This window comes from Acinetobacter sp. MYb191 (genome assembly GCF_037572605.1).
Lineage (GTDB): Bacteria > Pseudomonadota > Gammaproteobacteria > Pseudomonadales > Moraxellaceae > Acinetobacter > Acinetobacter johnsonii.
The window spans coordinates 190,285-209,136 of sequence record NZ_JBBGZP010000006.1 but is presented as its reverse complement, the minus strand read 5'-3'; the positions used below and the strand labels follow the sequence as shown (position 1 = coordinate 209,136).

Genomic DNA, 18,852 nt, shown 5'->3' with positions numbered 1-18,852 from the left:
TAATTATTTATAAACAAAAATGTAAGTTGTAAATATTAAAAAAGTAAATTTATTAATATAAAAAGGTAAATATTGAAATTCAATTTAGTAAGATGCTTTTTAAAAGCCTGCGCAAAAATAGAGACACTGCTGCATCAGCTTGGTTCATCTCGGTGCATAAACCTTGTTATAAAAAATAAAGTCATAAAAAAAGGGCACACTGCCCTTTTTTAAATCCCATCACTTGTTATTGATACATGGGTTGATTGTCGTTTAAACGAATAATGCCTTTAATGGCACGATACACAATCCACACCCACGACAACCCAATCACAGACACGCAGAAGGTTGAAGCACCGAGTGCGACACCTGCGAAAGCGGTGGCATTTTCACCCGTAAAGAATAAGAAAATAAATGGCACAAAGGCAATCACGTTCCAAATCAAATACCACCAAAAGGTGCGAATCTGCCAAGTAAAATGGCTCTCAAAAATGGAACCACGCACAGAGCCACGCTTCACATAATTAATCACTAAAGCAATGATCGCTAAAATCCCTGCGGAAAAAATCGCAACGATATACAAAATATAAAGAATAAAAGTCAGACTACGATTCGGATCTTGATCGACTGAATAATTCATATTGTCCCTCATAAAGTGGGCTTGAACTTTAAATAGGCAAACTATTGAAAGGAGAAATAAGCCATAAAATTAAAAGAATATTGAATAGAATTGTACAAAAGTAAATCTTTCTAAACGGTTGTTTTTGTGTTTTATGTCGTAGCTTTTGCTGCGCTAACCATGCTGCAGGCCATCCCCCTAAAAATGAAAGGAGATGTAATGTATTTTCAGGTACACGGCGCTGCCCATTTTGTGCAGCTTCTTTATCTTGCGCATAGAACCAATAACTGGCCGCATTCATCAGACTAATCAACAGCAGCACTAATCCACTCAAACGTCCCATGAATACCAATAGCGCCAAAAACACGATGTATGCCACCGACGCAATTTGCATTGGACTCCAGCGTTGACCCTGTTCGGTCTTTTTCGGTGAGACTTTTGAGGTACGACTCTTTTGGGTTTGTGATGCTTTTAAATAACTGACTTGCTGTGCACGATAACGCCCTTGCGCATCCACAAGCACGTTGTATTCCAACGCACAGCCTAAAATAGGACGAGGACCTTGCCGTGCAAAGTCCTTGATATGTAAAAACACGCGATCTTTGCTGTCATCGTTGGGCTGAATAAAGCCATAGCCTTTTTCATCGAACCATTCAACGAGTCGTCCTTGGTCACGCATTTTTCTTTCCTATTTAAACAGTTACAAACTTTAAGCGGTCAATCACCATATTACGCATTTCGGCAGGATTTTTCTGCAAAATGTCCTCCCCCGTACGGCCTTGTTCAGCATTTTTTTTCGCCACTTGTAAACGCATCATCCAAAAACGCGCAGCAGCCATTGCCAGATACAACTCGAGGCAAGATTTTTCATCAGTCGTTAAAGGACGAATGCTTTCATAGGCGTTTAAGAATGCGATGGCCTTGTCTTCATTTAAGTGCACACTTGGATATTCGGTACAGAAGTCATTCAGGGTAATCGCAATATCAAACAAGAACTCATCTTTATTCAGTTCATAAAAGTCTAAAATGCCTTTGAGCTGATTGCCCTCAAACAAAGTGTTATCACGGAATAAATCCGAGTGGATAAAGCCCTTAGGACGATTCGGATAAACCGCCGATAATGCATCATACAAACCCAACAACTTACTCAGCAGTGCTTGATCCGCCTCACTTAATGTCGGTTTCATCTGTAAGGCTACAGCGAGCCAGTAGTCATGGTCACGGTATTCTGCACGCTCCAGTGGAAAATCTTGCAGTGCGACATGCATTTGCGCTTGTGCAATTGCAATCGCCTCGGCTTGTTCAAGGGTCGCAGGCATGGGATGTTTGCCCATCATCCGTGGAGCAATTTGCGCAGGTTTATCTTTTAAACTATGAATGGCTTTGCCTGAATGACTTAAGGGTACAGGAACTGCTAAACCAGCCTGACCTAAATGCTCAAGTACAGGAACTAACTCGCCTGCACCCTGTTCATCCATTTCTTCAAATACAGTCAATACATACTGCACAGCATTTTCACACACAATAAAATAGTTCGTATTTTGAATACCGCCTTGAATTGGGATCAGATCGATTACCTCAAGTCCATAAGGTGCGGCAAACGCCTGAACTTCCTGTAAAGTCAAAGTGGTATAAACCGACATATAAAACCTGCAAAAAAACTTACATAAGTTTGATAGAATACCCGCTCCGACTATTAAGGTGTAGCATCTAAGTCGCGAAGTTTCATAATCGGCTGTTATTTTTGGAAAAAATTATGCTAGCTAAACGTATTATTCCTTGCCTCGACGTAGACAACGGTCGTGTAGTGAAAGGTGTTCAATTCCTTGATATTCGTGATGCAGGTGACCCAGTAGAAGTAGCACGTCGATATAACGAACAAGGTGCTGATGAAATTACCTTCTTAGACATTACCGCAACTTCGAATGGTCGCGACACGACTTATCGTACTGTTGAACGTATGGCTGAAACGGTTTTTGTTCCCTTAACGGTCGGTGGTGGCGTTCGCAAAGTTGAAGACATTCGTCTCTTACTCAATGCTGGCGCGGACAAAGTTAGCATTAACTCAGCAGCGGTGTTTAACCCAGAATTTGTACAAGAAGCATCGCAACGCTTTGGCGCACAGTGTATTGTGGTTGCCATTGATGCAAAAAAAACGGGCGAGAATAAATGGGAAATTTTTACCCATGGCGGCCGTAAACCAACCGGTATTGATGCGATTGAATGGTCCGTAAAAATGGCCGACTTTGGTGCAGGTGAACTGCTGATTACCTCGATGGATGCCGATGGTACTAAAGCAGGTTATGACCTTGAGCTGATGCGTCAAATCAATGACCGCGTGACAATTCCAACCATTGCTTCGGGCGGTGTCGGAAACTTACAACACTTGGCCGATGGTATTTTAAAAGGTGGTGCAGACGCTGTACTGGCTGCTTCAATTTTCCACTTTGGACAACACACCATTCCTGAAGCGAAGAAATACCTTGCAGAGCAAGGCATTGAAATGCGTCTATAAACAGACCATAACCGTAAAACCTATGAAAAGAGTGCTTTCGAGTACTCTTTTTATCATTTTAAAGATGAGAAAAAATGTATCACTTAGAACTAATCTTATTTATTTGTGGTCTATTGATCTGTTTTGTTTTCATCCTGTTGATGGAGAAATATGCTGACCGCCCTTTCGGTATGCTGGCCGTACTGCTACTCCTTGGTTTATGCCTGTTTAGCTATATCAGCTTCTACAAATATCAGTTTAAACAGTATTATGAAAAAGCGCTGATTGCACCTGATCAAATTCGGGCTTGTGGTATTTTTACACAATGGTCGGAGGTCACCCATTATCGACGGCACAACATCAGTACTGAAAAAGTGTTTTACTTTCAGAGTGATCGACAAGCTTTTTTATTTAGCAATAGTCCACGTGCCAGACAAAGCTTCCCTGATCTCAAAACCTTAAACATCAACGAGCATGTCTGCTTTCAGTTTTCCCCGGACTATACCGATGAAATGGATCGCTATATTTTAACGGGCTTTAAAAAGCAGACGAATTAAATGGCTCAATTACGCTGTACTTCGGCACAGCTGAGCTAATGCTAAGTCGGACAGTACTATCGCTTCTATTACGCAGCAAATGTTAAAGTTTAGAATGCTCGCTGGCTCTCGACCGAACTTATGCTCTCAATTTTTGAGATAAAAAAAAGGGAGTCTTGCGACTCCCTATAAACCTAGAATAACTACAACATTGTCTTGTTAAACTGGAAAATGAAAAATGACGTACTAGTGCTCATGAGATGATTTCATCTCATCAACAGCTTTACTATAGAATGTTCAAATGACGAAATATTGACAATACATACCAATATTATTGACAAATCACGACATAAATACCTATTCAGTTATCCTGCAACCGTTTCCGCCGTCTGCACTGAATTCAATGTAATCGCTTCAGGTGCCTTAACCCATTTTGCAGGGAAGACTTGATTGACCCACTGGGTGAGCTTATCCGACACCACTTGGGGTAAAGCAATACCCAACGGATTTTGCTCTTGCAAATCCAGCGAGGAAATGACCCGCGTTCCCAAAATATAATCAAACCACGGCTTGGTCACACACCAGTTGGCATCCTGATTGGAGTTCATATGATGGTCATAATGCCAAGGAATCTTACGCATTGCCCAGTCTGGCTCTAAGTGCGCACGGCGGTGGATGTAGTAATAATTTCCCGCACTGTACAGCACAGACAAAGTCATGCCTTTGGAGACAGGATAAAATAACGTTCCAAACACACCTGCCACGACAGCGAGTGACACGATTTCATTTTTAGTGCGCCAGTTGCTCCAACCTTCAACATAACCATGATCATGAAACGTGGTTTTACGTACTTCTCGGTGATGCTCCCAATGCGATTTCATGCTGTCAGGCACGGGGCTATAGCGTGGCTTTCCAGCACGGTGTGTTCCATGCAAAATATATTTATGTGCAACCCACTCAAACGCATTGGCAACCACCAGTCCTGCGACAAAACCCTTCCACATGGCAAATTCCTCCTATATTCAGATTGAATATAATGTGGAAACTATGCTAAATATTGACCCTAGCATTCAAATTCATTGACAAATTACGACAAGAACAATAGAGCCAATAAATGCAACATTTCAAAGATTACACAGGTTCTGTCTACGGTGGACTGGGGCATTTACTCTATGCCTATTGCCAAGCCGTGGGCTACCCAATTTCTGAACAGCTTGAAAAAGCACAGAACTTAGAACGTTTTGATTATGCCCTGTGGTTAGAGTTACTGAATGATCTTGACAGCCATCTGCACATCCCTGCGCTCGGACTTGAGATTGCAAAGTATGTACAGCCCAAGCATTTAGGCATTTTGGGCTATATTGCGCTGTCCTGCGAAAATTTAGGCGAGGCGCTCACCCGTTATCATGACTTTCACCGTCTCATTTATGATGGCAGCTCGCTATATGTTGCAGTTGAAGGTGAAAATCTATGCTTTGGTTGGGTGGAGATGCCGATTGAACTGACCACACAACTCAGCAATGAAGTGGCGATGGCGCTGATCATTCAGTTTATGAAGCACTTTGTCGCCCATGACGACATCCAGCTTAGTGAGGTTCATTTTACTCACCCTATACCGAAAAATACGGCACTGTATGAGCAATACTTTAATTGTAAAGTTCGCTTCTCTCAAAGCCGGCCAATGATGATGATTCCCCTCAGTGAATTATCCATGCCCTTTCAGCAAGGTGATCAAACCCTGCAAAAATTGCTCTTACAGCAAGCCGAAGCCTTACTGGAAAAACTTCCTAACTCTACTCACATCGACCAGCGCTTACAGCATGCGATTTTAACTGGGCTACAAAAAAACCAGTATCAAATTGAACATACTGCTCGGCAACTAAATTTTTCAGTCCGACAGCTGCAACGTTACTTACAACAACAAGGCACGACCTACCAACAGCGGATGCAAGAAGTCCGACGCATCTTGGCGGAGCAATACTTAAGAGATCCTCACCTAAGCTTACAGGAAATTGCACTGTTGTTGAGTTACTCTGAACAAAGTGCTTTTCAACGTGCCTTTAAACACTGGACTCAAGTCACACCTCAGCAGTGGCGTATTCAGCATTTTCACTAAAATCTGATCTGTTTGATCCACGTCATCAGGATGTCATGCTTTTTTTGTTAAATTGATTGAAAAACAAGCATTTTCTCGTTAAATATAAAGTTCTACGCGAATAAAACATCAATAACTACAAAAGGCGCATTATGAATAAATATCTTGCTGAATTCATCGGAACGTTTTGGTTGGTCTTCGGAGGCTGTGGCAGTGCCATTTTTGCAGCAGCTTTTCCCGAGTTAGGCATCGGCTTTCTTGGCGTTGCTCTTGCCTTTGGTTTAACCGTTTTAACCGGTGCCTTTGCACTTGGACATATCTCTGGCGGTCACTTTAACCCTGCGGTCAGTGTGGGCTTATGGGTCGGTGGACGCTTTGATACCAAAGATCTGATCCCCTATGTGGTCTCCCAAGTGGTCGGTGCAGTTTTAGCCGCTTGGGTTTTATACCTGATTGTCCAAGGACAAGCTGGTTTTGCTGGTACAGGAGGCTTTGCGACCAATGGTTATGCCGAACTGTCACCAGGAAAATACTCCTTAATCTCCGCTTTAATGATTGAAATTGTACTGACCGCAATGTTCTTGATCGTGATTATGGGCGCCACAGACAAACGTGCGCCTGCTGGTTTCGCGCCAATTGCGATTGGTTTAGCTTTGACCTTGATTCACCTGATCAGTATTCCAGTGACCAACACCTCGGTTAACCCTGCACGAAGTACAGGTGTTGCAATATTTGCTGAAACAGCCGCGTTAAGCCAACTCTGGTTATTCTGGGTTGCTCCGATTGTCGGTGCCATTATCGGCGCTATTATTTATAAAATTTTAGAAAAAGAGGATTAATTTTTTCTCTATCCATTAATAACAAAGCCCACAATCTGTGGGCTTTTCTTATTGTTCCACATGGAACATAGATAGGCTTATGTTATAAAAATGGATTGTCAATTTCACCCGACTGCAGATGTTCAATTTTCTCAGGAAGCTGAGCTTCACTTTCAAGCTGTTGCACAATGGCATTCAGATACGCCAGCAATGCTTTGGCCGCAGCTAAACCAGCTTGGTCTTTGGTGAGTTGTAAATTGCCATAAATACTGACGCAGTCCGTGTCATTTTCAAGGGTCAAATCATGAATGGCATGGGACTCGTTACCTTGTACAAAAGGTTTAAACATTTTATTTTTACTCTTGTTTGTTTTTCAGGCATTGTGCACTGCAGTCGAATGTCTATACATCCAACTGCATAGAACTTTAACGTAACAGCTGCAAAATATATTGCAATAAGGCGTCGACCAATTGTTTCACAATCGCATCTTGATCCGCCGCATCAATACCCGTGCCCTTTGTTACGGTGCTACCACTACTCGACTGAGTAGAGCCCGATTTAAAGTTTTTTTGTAAGGCTTTGAGCTGCTCGGATGAAACCTCTTCTGCACACTGACTTTCCGCATCCCAATGTGAGTATTGAATTGCACTACTAGCTTTTACCGCCGTTGCTGTCAACGGTAGTTTATAGGTATTACGTTTTTGCTCTTCTGTCAGTTGCGGAAATAAATTCACACCCAACTGCTCTTCCAAATAGCAGACGCTGACAATTCTTACCTGCTGTGAATTATCATTCGGTGCGTAATAAGCGCCGATTGCACCCGTTTTTGGCATATAGACCGCTTTGTAAACCGCACTCGGAACAATCACTCCCTGACCAATGGTCTTGAGCTTTTTGCCCTGAAATACTGGCCCAGTCACCACAAAAACATCTAGCTTCTGCTTAGTCACAAGCGCCCGTGTGGCTTCTTCCAATTCACGCCACACTTGCTGATTATTTTTAGGGGCTTGCGGCACCATGTTGGCCAAAGAAAAACTGTCGAATTGTGCGGCTTTGTTGGGCATATCAGCATTCGGTGCCATATGTCCACGGTCATAGCCTGAACCACGGTAGTCCGACAATGTCGCTCGATGTTCGGTTGCAACATTATTTTCTTCGTGAAAACTATCTTCACGTGGAATTTTTTGGCTCAGGCGCTGTAGCGTTAGGGCCTCTGCAACCCAGAGAGGGGTTTTCGAAATGCCCGAATACATCACATTAAAACCGTTAAAGCACAGCGCATAACTGTGTTTACTTAAACTTTCTTTGAGTAAATAAGGCGGAATTTCCCGATAAAATTGTTCTAAACAGGCTGAATTTGAGCTTGGGCTTAAAGACACGTATTGCTGAATTTTTTCTTGACCAAAGGCAATTGCAAAACTTCCCGTTGCCACCAATCCTAAAATCACTTTCAGGCCATTTTGATTAAACATGTTAAAGACTGACTTACCTGAACTACTTTTCTTCTTCGCCATCACAACTACAATAAACATCGGTTTTTCACGAGCTTAACAATCAGCGTATACGAAGTATATCGCTCGAGTTCTATTCGCATAACAATTAAACAAAACACCATATTTAGATGATTTTGCATGTAACAAAATGTCTTTTTTGTAGAGTTTTTCTACGGCAACGTGATGCGATTGCGTATCTTTGATTGCTGTCGCTTCAAAAAATATGCCAAGGTAAAAATGAATCGAACGAAATAATACATGCAATTTACGGAGTTCTTATGCATTCTAAGATTTTAGCTTCTCTTGGTTTAATCGGCACAGTGATAAGTGCTTCAGCCTTCGCCGAGCCACCTATCCAACCGGGTGACACCTTAGAAAGTCTCTCTCAAGCCAAAGTCACTACTACTGTTAATGGTCAACCTGGTTCTATTCAAGAACTCGTAAGCTCAGGGCAAATTAAATTGCTTGATCCAAATGCAGCACCTATCAGTCCAGCGGGCCAAGGTGTACCCAATGACCAAGCAGTGATGCCAACAGCACCACAGAATGAAGCTCCTGTTCAACAGGCCGCACCTGATACCACAGCGCAACAAGACGTCGCTGCGACTCCAACAGAGCAACATCCGCTGGTACCAAATGCAGAACTCTCAGCACAACAAGCTGAAGCGGCGTTAAATGATGCTGTCGCACCCACGGCAAATGCAGACATGAATGCTGCCCCTGCTGCTGCACCTCAATTAGATTCATCAGCAGAAGCACCCGTCAATGCGGTTGAGCCTGATTCACTGCCATCACCTGATGCCCCTGCACAGGCACTTCCTGACGCTTCAGCAGAACAGCCTGTCCAAGCGATGCCTGAAGCACCTGTAAATGATCCAATGAACTAAGACTTCAGCTGATTTATCCTCCAAAAAAAACCAGCATATGCGCTGGTTTTTTTATTGATGTTTTAAATCTCGATCTGACTACCGAGTTCAACCACACGGTTTGGTGGAATCTGATAGAAGTCACTCACAGGACTGGTATTCCTTTGCATTGAGATAAAAAGCTTTTCACGCCACGGCGCCATACCATCGCCCACGGTACTGATAATCCGTTCACGCGATACGAAGAAGCTGATCTGCATTAAGTTATATTCCAAATCAATCGCTTGATACACCGCTTCAAGTGCTTGTGGAATGTTCATTTCATCTTTAAAGCCATAGTACAATTCAAGACGATAGAAATGCTGATTCATGGTTTCGACATGGAAGCGATTGGACTCTTCCACATAAGGAACATCTTGAATTTTAACGGTGAGAATAATGTTCTTTTGATGCAGTACTTTATTGTGCTTCATATTGTGCAACATCGCATGTGGCACAACGGTTGGTGTTCCAGTTAAAAAGACGGCCTCGCCTTCAACCCAATTGGCTTGATCACCAATACTTTGTACAAATAAATCGAGTGGCAGCGTATCTTGCTGAAGCTTGGCAAAAGTTAACTCGCGACCTTGTTTCCATGTCATTAATAACATGAATGCAATACCGCCAATCAGCAATGGAACCCAACCGCCCGATAATACTTTAAGTGAGGTCGCGCTCACCAAGACCAAATCTAAAACAAGGAATGGAATAATCAGCAACACCAGTTTTGGCATACTCCATTTCCATGTATAACGAATAAATACCGCAATCAATAAGGTGTCACACAACATGGTCATGGTGACCGCCAGACCATAGGCATGCGAAAGCTGTGAGCTGGTTTGGAAGATTAAAATTAAGACAATAATCGATGCCAACAATATCCAGTTCAATAAAGGTACATAAATCTGCCCCTGTTCCGAGTCTGAAGTATGTTTCACATTTAAACGTGGTAAATAGCCCAGTTGAATGGCCTGACGCGCTAAAGAGAAGACGCCTGAAATTACGGCCTGTGAAGCAATAACGGCGGCCATAGTGGCCAAGAAGATCATTGGGTACAAGCCCCACTCCGGCACCAACAGGTAAAATGGATTTTCGATCGCAGTCGGATCACGCAAGAGCAATGCACCTTGTCCTGCATAATTAAGCAGTAAACACGGCAAAACCACAATAAACCAAGCCAAACGAATCGGCACAGGACCAAAATGTCCCATATCTGCGTACAGGGCTTCGCCACCTGTGACGGTCAACACTACAGCACCCATAATGAAAAAGGCCATTAAAGGGTTGGTCACGATAAACTGAAATGCCCAATGTGGGCTCAGCATGCCCAAAACCAAAGGCGTTTGAATAATGCTCGAAATTCCAAGAATACCGAGAGAGAAGAACCACAATAAGGTCAGTGGGCCAAAGAACTTACCGACAAAGGCTGTCCCATACTTTTGCATGACAAATACAGCAGTGACGATACTAATTGCAATCGGCACAATATAAGGGTCAAGTGCATCGGTTGCGATGGATAAGCCTTCTACGGCAGATAAGACTGAAATGGCTGGGGTGATGATCCCATCCCCAAAAAATAGTGAAGCCCCAATAAAGCCAATCGAAATTAACAGTAATTTTTTCCGATGGCTAAAATTGGTATTGCGCAAATTGAGTGCAAGCAAAGCCATAATCCCGCCTTCACCATTGTTATCTGCACGCATGACAATTGCAGAATATTTAATGGTAATGACCATGGTCATGGTCCAGAAGATAATGGACAAAATACCCAATACGTTTGCAGGGGTGATGCCCAAGCCATGCGCAGCGTGGAAGGATTCTTTCAATGCATAGAGTGGACTGGTTCCAATATCCCCAAACACGACCCCTAATGCTGCCAAGGTCATCGCAGGCAAGGCGGCTTTTTTTGCAGTACTTTGCATAAGCTTGTCTTCAATTATCGACACTATTTTTGCGAATCATATCATTGAGCTAAAACTTTTGCTCGAATTCAATTGTTTCACCTTGTCGATGGCTATGTTTTTCGATATTATCCTCCGCCATGGTGAAGTGTCCGAGTGGCTGAAGGAGCACGCCTGGAAAGTGTGTAAACGTTTATAGCGTTTCGAGGGTTCGAATCCCTCTTTCACCGCCAAAATTTTAAAGACCTTAATCGGAAGATTAAGGTCTTTTTTTATGCTGAACACTCTTATTTAGACTTGGCACAAAGTCTGCTTCATAAAAACGACTCTTCACAAAACAGGATAATTTGCACCACAAAGTGAAATTTTTATTCAAAAATAAACACTTGAACCTGATTCAAACTTGAGCTAAAACAATTTCTAAGGGAGGTTAAAATAAATCATCAATGATCATCTAGATGCAATGTTTATGAAGCACAATTCATTTGCGGTATATAACTAGCGAAACACTAAATTGACCAATAAAACTGCTATTCGGGAGTCAGAATGAATAACAGCACCAATTATGTCAAACAAATTAAAAACGCTAAACGAGGCGGTTATACCCCAACCCTTGCAAAGGATGTCAACAAACATAAAATTCAAAAAGCAATTCGTCTGATTGAACAATGGAGAACGCTGGCCAATGAACTCAAACCTCAAATGCAACTCGACATGGCTTTTACGTTGGAAGAATGTGCCCAAGACCTCGATCAAATTTTAAGGAGCAAATAAGTTCCATGTTTTCACTTCACCCTATTTAAAAACAGTTTCATCACAGCCCCCGAATTTTATTCTTAGCTTTCACCCACCCTTTGGTGGGTGAAGTTTGCACAAACAATCATGTGCATTTCAATCGCTCACTTTTTAGCTTGCGTTTTCAATAAAATCCGCTATTATTCTCACCACGTTGCCGGCATAGCTCAGTTGGTAGAGCAACTGACTTGTAATCAGTAGGTCCACAGTTCGAATCCGTGTGCCGGCACCATTTTATACTTAGCCTCGCTTTTTAGTGAGGCTTTGTTGTTTCTGGCCCTTTGGTTTTTTATTTCATTTTAAATGTCTTTCATTGCCGTAATTTGAACATAGCGCACGATGCCCTGTTCAAATAATTTTTGGCAGAGCTTAGCCGTCATTTTAATTTTGAAATGATCCAAATTTTGAGCGGCCTGTTGGACTAAATGCACATGATAATAACGAGAAAACCCCGCCAAAACTGCATCTGATAAATCTTCAATAGCAACCTGCTGATAGCCTTGCGCTTCTATCGAATGCTTCAAATTCGTCTCTAACTGAAGATGTTCCAAATGAACATCGGCTGCTTTTAACAGCATTTTCAGTTGAAGCTTCTCAAAACGATTTAAATTCAAAAATGCATCACTCAACATCAGATAGTGAAAACCGATGCGCCCTTTTAAATTTAAAACAGAATGAGTTGATCTTAGAAATGAATTTAAATCACTGTGATAAGCGGCATCGAGGCAAAACACCACATCAAAAGGTGCTGAAAATAGCTTTGAATTTAAATTTAAAAATGACGTTTGAATGATGTGTATCTTTGAATTTAAAGTGTGTTGTATGCGCTGGACACATTCGGCTTGTAACTCAACCGCACAAAGTTGCTGAACATGGTAATGCTGCTGCCACAGCAATAGACTTGCACCCTGTCCACAGCCCAAGTCTAAAACACGGTCATTTGATTTTAGCTGTAATCGATCAGCAAGATGCGTTGCCAGTGTTTGGCAAGCCTCAGGATAGGATGACCTTGCATCATCCCAATAGCCAAGATTGCTCCAAGCCAGTACAGCGTGATCTCCCAATTGTTTTGCATCAATTGCATATTTATGTTTGGGCAGATGTCGCTGTAAGGTTTGAAGCCATTTCATGCTTTAGTAGCCGAGTTGTGGGGCAACCTCAACTTTAGGTTTTAATCCAACAAACGGCAATGGTGCACCGAAAATTTCTGCAATATGCATTGCTGAAGTGACGGCAGACTCTAAAATAGGCAGACCATCGCACGACCATGAACCACAGAAGAAGACTTTTCGGTTAGCACTCTTATGGCGTTGTTGTAACTCTTTATTCAAAGCCACAGTTTGCGAGTCCACCACCGCACGGGTCAAAGTTACAGTTGAAATCACTTTTTTCGGGTCAATCTCGGTCACAGGCTGCCACGTTTGGAACACGGCATTTTTACCGACCAGACTTGGTTCAACTGAATTGAGCCAAACCGTAAACTGTTGACGGGTAAACTTACGGTCCATCATATAGCTCAATACCGACCAGTCTTTACGCTTAGGTGGCATCACGGAAGGATCAGTATGAATCACCAGCTGACCTTGCTCAAAACGGAACTGTTTTAACAGAGCAATATCATCTGCAAACTGAACAGGATCTAAAAACTCTTCAATTTTTGTGGTTGGCGTTGCCACCACTACACGGTCAAACAGTTGCTGTTCGCCCTTATTATTTTCAACCAAAACCTTGTCACCTTGTTCAGTGACTTTACTAATAGCAGATCCGCTTTGGATATTGATGTTTTCAATCAATTTATCGACCAAGGCAGGTGTTCCCCCTTGTATACGCAATAAAGCATCACCATCCGTCAACTGACGTAAAAAGATCAACAGCGGTTTCGCTGGCCATTCGCCGATGGTTTTTGGATTACAGGTACAGATGGTGTAGAGCACAGGCATTACTGCGCCATGCCAAAACACTTCTTCAATGTCATGCTGGTTGATAAATTCAGCCAAGGTAATGTCTTGATCTTTAGATTTGAAGAATTTAGCAATCGCGGTTTTAAGCTGCAACATACCTTTAACCAAGCGCCATCCATACTGCTGCAGGCCTTTGCGGTTATTGATAATCGGGAAATTGCCAATGCGGCTACGCGTAGTGGTTAACCATGTTTCTGTACGGTCTTCAAACAACCAACTACACGCCATATAGGTGCGTACTGGATACGTTTTAATGCCTAAATAAGTCGCAAGACTTAAGGTGTTTTTCCATAAGTGTGGGTTCATGACACGTAACGGAGCATCAATCAGACCACCTTCAAACTCTGTACTGTGACTATCCATTCCTCGCCCAGTCAGTGCTTCGAAAATAGTAATATTATGCCCAGCATCCTTTAGAATTCTTGCGGTAGCAAGACCGGCCATGCCGCTACCAATAACTGCAATATCCAAAATTATGATCCGTCAGTCTGACTTATATTGACTGAAATTATGACCTAATGTCGAAAAAATAGGGCTATTAAAAAATACCAGAATCACATTTTTTCATGTGCCGCAGCAGTAGGACGATATCTGCTTAAATTACATTTCATTACACTAAAAAGCCACTTAAATAAGCACAGGTTTTTTATACATTTTATTTTAAATAAAAATATAAACCTTTTAAAAACAAAGTATATAAATTAACTATTTTTATAACATCTGTTTTACAAACTGGCGAAAAAGCGCTAAGATGCGCCCCGCATAAAAACGATAATTACATCACATAATAATTCATGACCAACTATGCAAAACAAGAAGACTACAGCGCCTAAAAAATCCCTACCCTTGACCGAGTAGGGATTTCTTCTTTTTAGCGACAAGATTTTAGTCCACCACAGCAACAGGGATTTCACCAAACTTGCCACGATTAAAATCGTCAAAGGCTTGCACAATTTCTTGCTTGCTGTTCATCACAAATGGACCATAACCTTGAATTGGCTCATTTAGTGGTTCACCAGTCAACACCAAGAACTTAGTGTCTTGCAGCGCTTGTAGTTGAATTGCAGCTTCGCCATCTTGAGCAAACATCACAATCGAACTATCCACCACTTTTTGCGTGCCATTAATCAACACTTCACCACTGAGCACCACCACAATCGCGTTATGCGTGACAGGCACATGGATAAAAGTTTCATACTCTGCTTTTAATTCACCATCCCAAACATTGACGGGGCTATACGTTTGAGCAGGGCCATGATGACCACCAAACTCACCCGCAATCACGCGGAGATGTCCAGCATTATCATCCATTTCAATACGTGGGATATCCGCCACAGTCAAAGCTTGATAACGTGGTGTAGTCATTTTATCTTTGGCTGGCAAATTCACCCAAAGCTGCACCATTTCAAACAGACCACCATGCTCAGCAAAGGCTGGAGAATGAAACTCTTCATGTACCACACCAGAACCTGCAGTCATCCACTGTACATCGCCAGTATTGATGGTACCGCCGCCGCCGCTAGAGTCTTTGTGCGTCACTTCACCACTATAGGCTATGGTGACTGTTTCAAAGCCACGATGCGGGTGTGAACCCACACCACGTTGCGATGTGGTTGGATCAAATTTGTAAGGTGCAGCATAGTCCAAAAGTAGAAACGGACTAATCGCTTGTCCTAAGCGGTCATATGAGAAGAGGTTTTTGACAGGAAAACCATCACCCACCCAATGCATGTCTTGATTACGATAAACACCGATTACTTTTTTCATCTTGGAACTCCTATATCGATAGGATGAATATGCAATCTATACTACCCCTTTCCTCAGCCGTCTTATAGCACTGCGCTAGTACACACAATCACACGAATAGGACAATCTCGTTAAAATCATCTCACCTGCATAAAAACCAATTTAAAAACAAAGCCATTATTTATTTTTATGGCATATTTTTGCTCAAATTTTCCTATTTTTAAGATTAAGCATCTCGTTTGGCTTATTTTATTGTCTCATTTTCCTACCTATGATGATGTTCAAGCTCAAGGCACTAACCTTCTTACTGATGGCCTTGAGACTCGACTGATAATCACAACGAGGACAGAAAAATGGCGAAACCTTATATTCGTTTAGACAAAGATAATGCAGCGGTTCTTTTGGTTGACCACCAAGCGGGTCTCCTTTCATTGGTCCGTGACATTGACCCAGACAAATTTAAAAACAATGTGCTGGCACTGGCTGCTGCCGCGAAATATTTTAATCTTCCCACCATTCTGACCACTAGTTTTGAAGAGGGTCCAAACGGCCCTTTGGTCCCTGAATTGGTCGAAATGTTCCCCGATGCACCCTATATTGCACGCCCAGGGCAAATCAACGCATGGGACAATGAAGACTTTGTTCAAGCCGTAAAAGCCACAGGTAAAAAACAATTGATTATTGCGGGTGTAGTAACTGAAGTCTGTGTGGCCTTCCCTGCACTGTCGGCACTGGAAGAAGAGTTTGATGTCTTTGTGATTACCGATGCATCGGGAACCTTTAACCCCATCACCCGTGATGCAGCATGGGATCGTATGTCTCAGGCAGGCGCACAGCTGATGTCATGGTTTGGTGCAGCTTGCGAATTACACCGCGACTGGCGTAATGATATTGAAGGCCTCGGTTCACTCTTTGCAGCGCATATTCCAGACTATAAAAACCTGATTCAAAGCTATAGCAAAAATACAGCACAAAAATAATCAGACCTCAGCACAAGCGATCTTCGGATCGCTTTTTTGTCGTGCGCAATCGTTAGCGATGATACAGTATCAGATCATCCACCACAGACTGCCTTCGGTCAAAAATCAATACAGGCTTGAACCCATCATGCATTCATTTGACGACTATTATTATTTTTATCTTGTGGTCAAACACGGCGGTTTCAGTGCTGCAAGCGATGCCTCGAACATCACCAAGTCTAAGCTTAGTCGCCGCATTTTAGACCTTGAAGCCAAGTACAACGTGACCCTGATTCAGCGTTCAACACGACATTTTAAAGTCACCCCTTTGGGACAAGAGCTGTTTGAAGAATGTCGTCAAATCATTCAGCAAGTCGAAAGTGCACACAATGTTTTACTGAAACAGAAAAGTGAACCGCAAGGTTTAATCAAGATCAGCTGCCCTTCTGTGATGATGCGCTATCAAGTGCGAAGTTTACTCAATCATTTTTTAAAACAATATCCCAAAGTCCAAGTGGAAATGGAGCTGACCAGCCGTCGTGTCGATGTCTTGCATGATGACATTGATCTTGCCATTCGGACCAATTTTAGCGCCAATGAAGACTCGAGCATTGTGGTCCGTGATGTGGTCAAAACCACGCATTGTTTGGTGGCCAGTCCTGATCTGTTACAGGGCCGTGAAATTCAATTTGCCACCGAGCTGAATGACTTTCCGACGCTCGTACTGGGGGTACAAAAGTCTGATTATCAATGGTTATTGCATCATACCCAGAGTGATGAACAGATCGTGATTCCTTTAGAACCACGGGTCAAAAGTAATGATGTCGCAGGCGTGTATTACTCGGCTCTGGATGGACTCGGCATTGCCAACCTGCCTTACTTAACGGTAGAGGCAGATATTGCTTCAGGTCGCCTGATTCACATTTTGCCTGACTGGTGTTCCAATATTGGAACCGTACAGTTGGTCTATGCTTCACGTAAAGGACAACGTTTGGTCATGGAAAAACTGATTGAGCATTTGATTCAGGGTTTAAGAGACTTTGCCAGTACCAACAAGGGTTACCATCTCTAGAACCGAAAAGAACCCACATAAAAAAAATCAGCCACTTGGGCTGATTTTGTACAGGCATCATGCTCATGACTCAACACAATGCAACTATCGAGATGGGTTTAGATTTTACCAACCAAGTCTATTGACGGCGCAAGGGTTGCTTCGCCTTCTTTCCATTTTGCAGGACATACTTCGCCTGGGTGCGCATGTACATATTGTGCTGCTTTCACTTTGCGTAATAGTTCAGACGCATCGCGACCAATACCGCCAGCATTAATTTCAATAATTTGAATTTTACCTTCAGGATCAATCACAAAAGTACCACGGTCTGCTAGACCTTCAGTTTCAATCAGCACGTCAAAGTTTTTAGACAAAGTCCAGGTTGGATCGCCAATCAATGGATACTGAATTTTACCAATCACATCTGACGTGTCGTGCCATGCTTTATGAGTAAAGTGGGTATCAGTCGATACACCATAAATTTCCACACCGAGTTTTTGAAATTCAGCATAGTGATCAGCTAAATCGCCCAATTCTGTTGGACACACAAAGGTGAAATCAGCAGGATAGAAAAATACGACAGACCATCGGCCTTTTAAGTTTTGCTCAGACAACTCAATGAACTCACCATTTTGGTAAGCTGTTGCATTAAACGCCTTAACTTCAGTATTGATTAAACTCATGTATTTGTCCTCAAAAGATTTGTGAGAGTGCTTAAGTGATGAAGCGAGAATACGCACAAATTCAAAATTGGTAAAACAGTAAGTTTTTATTATTTCTATCGGATTTTTAGATTTATTATTTCCCGACACTGTTGCCCGATTTTCACCATCTTGTGGTCTAAATGAAAACCTTTCGATTTTTCAAATGGGCTCAATACAGTCAAATCTAGAGTCAAGCCGAGGAAAATCTATGATTTGGGAGGGCATTTCCAAGCGTTGATGTTCAATACAAAGTGAATTTAAGCCGTTTCGGTCTGCCCGACCTGATGATAAGCACGATTAAAATAAACCAAACTTTGCTCATGCTGGCTTTGTTGAATCGCGACAATACGGCACATAAAAACCGTATGTGTTCCCACTTCTTGAATGTCATCAATTTCACAGTCAAAATTGACTAAAGCATCCTTTAAAACAGGCGCGCCCGTTTCTAGCTCTGTCCAAATACCATGTTTAAAACGCTCTTCAGACGTCATTTTAGATGCAAAGACATTCGAAATATGCTGATGTTGTGCGCCCAACACATTCACAGTGAGGATTTTATTATCGACAAAATGTGCATGTGAACGCGATGCTTTATTCATACAGACCAATAATGTCGGTGGTGTATCCGTCACACTGCATACGGCAGATGCTGTGAATCCATGACGATCAGCCATGCCTGCCGTAGTTACGACACTCACTGCACTGGTTAACAAAGACATTGCATCTCTAAAGTCTGTTGCTTCAATCATCATTTTATTCCTCAGTAGAACGGACACATGCTTTGACTCAGATAAAA

20 protein-coding genes and 2 tRNA genes are annotated in these 18,852 nt (G+C 42.4%); 10 read left to right on the top strand and 12 right to left on the bottom strand.

All coding sequences use genetic code 11. The features are described 5' to 3' along the window. Positions 1–226: 226 nt before the first annotated feature. Genes WH214_RS02550 through WH214_RS02540 form a run of 3 tightly spaced genes read right to left on the bottom strand, consistent with a single transcriptional unit; the run spans position 227 to position 2,241 of the window. A complete protein-coding gene (locus tag WH214_RS02550) occupies positions 227–619 on the bottom strand; it encodes a DUF4870 family protein (protein WP_004691561.1) in 393 nt (130 codons plus the stop codon). Positions 620–647: 28 nt separating this feature from the next. Beyond that, positions 648–1,277 carry a DUF1294 domain-containing protein gene (locus tag WH214_RS02545; protein WP_159128588.1) on the bottom strand — a complete coding sequence of 210 codons (630 nt, stop codon included), beginning with the start codon at positions 1,275–1,277 and terminating at the stop codon, positions 648–650. A gap of 13 nt (positions 1,278–1,290) precedes the next feature. Then, positions 1,291–2,241, bottom strand: coding sequence for a homoserine kinase (locus WH214_RS02540; protein ID WP_159128589.1), 951 nt, complete (start codon positions 2,239–2,241; stop codon positions 1,291–1,293). A 113-nt stretch (positions 2,242–2,354) separates the two neighbouring features. Here WH214_RS02540 and hisF point away from each other — a divergent pair, with 113 nt between their 5' ends. Beyond that, positions 2,355–3,113 (top strand): imidazole glycerol phosphate synthase subunit HisF, encoded by a 759-nt coding sequence (hisF, locus tag WH214_RS02535; protein WP_004691571.1) that lies wholly within the window; start codon positions 2,355–2,357, stop codon positions 3,111–3,113. Between the two features lie 74 nt (positions 3,114–3,187). Further along, on the top strand, positions 3,188–3,649 hold the full coding sequence (locus WH214_RS02530; RefSeq protein ID WP_159128590.1) for a hypothetical protein: 462 nt from the start codon (positions 3,188–3,190) through the stop codon (positions 3,647–3,649). A 344-nt stretch (positions 3,650–3,993) separates the two neighbouring features. Here WH214_RS02530 and WH214_RS02525 read toward each other — a convergent pair whose 3' ends face one another. Continuing rightward, on the bottom strand, positions 3,994–4,632 hold the full coding sequence (locus tag WH214_RS02525) for a hypothetical protein (RefSeq protein ID WP_159128591.1): 639 nt from the start codon (positions 4,630–4,632) through the stop codon (positions 3,994–3,996). Positions 4,633–4,742: 110 nt separating this feature from the next. On the opposite strand from WH214_RS02525, the gene WH214_RS02520 reads away from it, so the two are divergent. Together WH214_RS02520 and aqpZ are read left to right on the top strand one after the other, a co-directional pair. Beyond that, on the top strand, positions 4,743–5,744 hold the full coding sequence (locus tag WH214_RS02520) for an AraC family transcriptional regulator ligand-binding domain-containing protein (RefSeq protein ID WP_339422050.1): 1,002 nt from the start codon (positions 4,743–4,745) through the stop codon (positions 5,742–5,744). A 131-nt stretch (positions 5,745–5,875) separates the two neighbouring features. Beyond that, positions 5,876–6,562 carry an aquaporin Z gene (gene aqpZ / locus WH214_RS02515; protein WP_087011827.1) on the top strand — a complete coding sequence of 229 codons (687 nt, stop codon included), beginning with the start codon at positions 5,876–5,878 and terminating at the stop codon, positions 6,560–6,562. Positions 6,563–6,644: 82 nt separating this feature from the next. On the opposite strand, the gene WH214_RS02510 is transcribed toward aqpZ, so the two are convergent. Further along, a complete protein-coding gene (locus WH214_RS02510) occupies positions 6,645–6,890 on the bottom strand; it encodes a hypothetical protein (RefSeq protein WP_339422049.1) in 246 nt (81 codons plus the stop codon). A gap of 76 nt (positions 6,891–6,966) precedes the next feature. Beyond that, positions 6,967–8,055 carry a DNA/RNA non-specific endonuclease gene (locus WH214_RS02505; protein ID WP_339422966.1) on the bottom strand — a complete coding sequence of 363 codons (1,089 nt, stop codon included), beginning with the start codon at positions 8,053–8,055 and terminating at the stop codon, positions 6,967–6,969. Between the two features lie 257 nt (positions 8,056–8,312). Between WH214_RS02505 and WH214_RS02500 the strand changes: the two genes are divergently transcribed. Beyond that, the gene (locus tag WH214_RS02500) at positions 8,313–8,921 is read left to right on the top strand and encodes a hypothetical protein (RefSeq protein WP_339422048.1); all 609 of its coding nucleotides are present in this window, start codon (positions 8,313–8,315) and stop codon (positions 8,919–8,921) included. A gap of 62 nt (positions 8,922–8,983) precedes the next feature. Here the strand turns inward: WH214_RS02500 and WH214_RS02495 are convergent, their stop codons facing one another. Continuing rightward, positions 8,984–10,861: a potassium transporter Kup gene (locus WH214_RS02495; protein ID WP_339422047.1), complete on the bottom strand. Its 1,878-nt coding sequence runs from the start codon at positions 10,859–10,861 to the stop codon at positions 8,984–8,986. Positions 10,862–10,982: 121 nt separating this feature from the next. Between WH214_RS02495 and WH214_RS02490 the strand changes: the two genes are divergently transcribed. From WH214_RS02490 to WH214_RS02480, 3 genes are all read left to right on the top strand, one after another. Continuing rightward, positions 10,983–11,073 (top strand) — tRNA-Ser (locus tag WH214_RS02490). Positions 11,074–11,386: 313 nt separating this feature from the next. Then, on the top strand, positions 11,387–11,614 hold the full coding sequence (locus WH214_RS02485) for a hypothetical protein (RefSeq protein WP_004691623.1): 228 nt from the start codon (positions 11,387–11,389) through the stop codon (positions 11,612–11,614). Between the two features lie 177 nt (positions 11,615–11,791). After that, a tRNA-Thr gene (locus WH214_RS02480) sits at positions 11,792–11,867 on the top strand. 67 nt (positions 11,868–11,934) lie between these two features. On the opposite strand, the gene WH214_RS02475 is transcribed toward WH214_RS02480, so the two are convergent. From WH214_RS02475 to WH214_RS02465, 3 genes are all read right to left on the bottom strand, one after another. Then, positions 11,935–12,765, bottom strand: coding sequence for an SAM-dependent methyltransferase (locus WH214_RS02475; RefSeq protein ID WP_339422046.1), 831 nt, complete (start codon positions 12,763–12,765; stop codon positions 11,935–11,937). Positions 12,766–12,768: 3 nt separating this feature from the next. Next, a complete protein-coding gene (locus WH214_RS02470; protein WP_004978178.1) occupies positions 12,769–14,067 on the bottom strand; it encodes an FAD-dependent oxidoreductase in 1,299 nt (432 codons plus the stop codon). 414 nt (positions 14,068–14,481) lie between these two features. Continuing rightward, positions 14,482–15,363 carry a pirin family protein gene (locus WH214_RS02465; RefSeq protein ID WP_339422045.1) on the bottom strand — a complete coding sequence of 294 codons (882 nt, stop codon included), beginning with the start codon at positions 15,361–15,363 and terminating at the stop codon, positions 14,482–14,484. A gap of 332 nt (positions 15,364–15,695) precedes the next feature. Here WH214_RS02465 and ycaC point away from each other — a divergent pair, with 332 nt between their 5' ends. Both ycaC and WH214_RS02455 read left to right on the top strand, forming a co-directional pair. Beyond that, the gene (gene ycaC, locus WH214_RS02460; protein WP_004691629.1) at positions 15,696–16,322 is read left to right on the top strand and encodes an isochorismate family cysteine hydrolase YcaC; all 627 of its coding nucleotides are present in this window, start codon (positions 15,696–15,698) and stop codon (positions 16,320–16,322) included. A gap of 127 nt (positions 16,323–16,449) precedes the next feature. After that, a complete protein-coding gene (locus WH214_RS02455) occupies positions 16,450–17,373 on the top strand; it encodes a LysR substrate-binding domain-containing protein (RefSeq protein ID WP_339422044.1) in 924 nt (307 codons plus the stop codon). Positions 17,374–17,471: 98 nt separating this feature from the next. Here the strand turns inward: WH214_RS02455 and ahpC are convergent, their stop codons facing one another. Together ahpC and WH214_RS02445 are read right to left on the bottom strand one after the other, a co-directional pair. Further along, a complete protein-coding gene (ahpC, locus tag WH214_RS02450) occupies positions 17,472–18,035 on the bottom strand; it encodes an alkyl hydroperoxide reductase subunit C (RefSeq protein WP_078390306.1) in 564 nt (187 codons plus the stop codon). 278 nt (positions 18,036–18,313) lie between these two features. Continuing rightward, complete coding sequence (locus WH214_RS02445) at positions 18,314–18,805, bottom strand: flavin reductase (RefSeq protein ID WP_339422965.1); 492 nt, start codon at positions 18,803–18,805, stop codon at positions 18,314–18,316. Between the last annotated feature and the right edge of the window lie 47 nt (positions 18,806–18,852).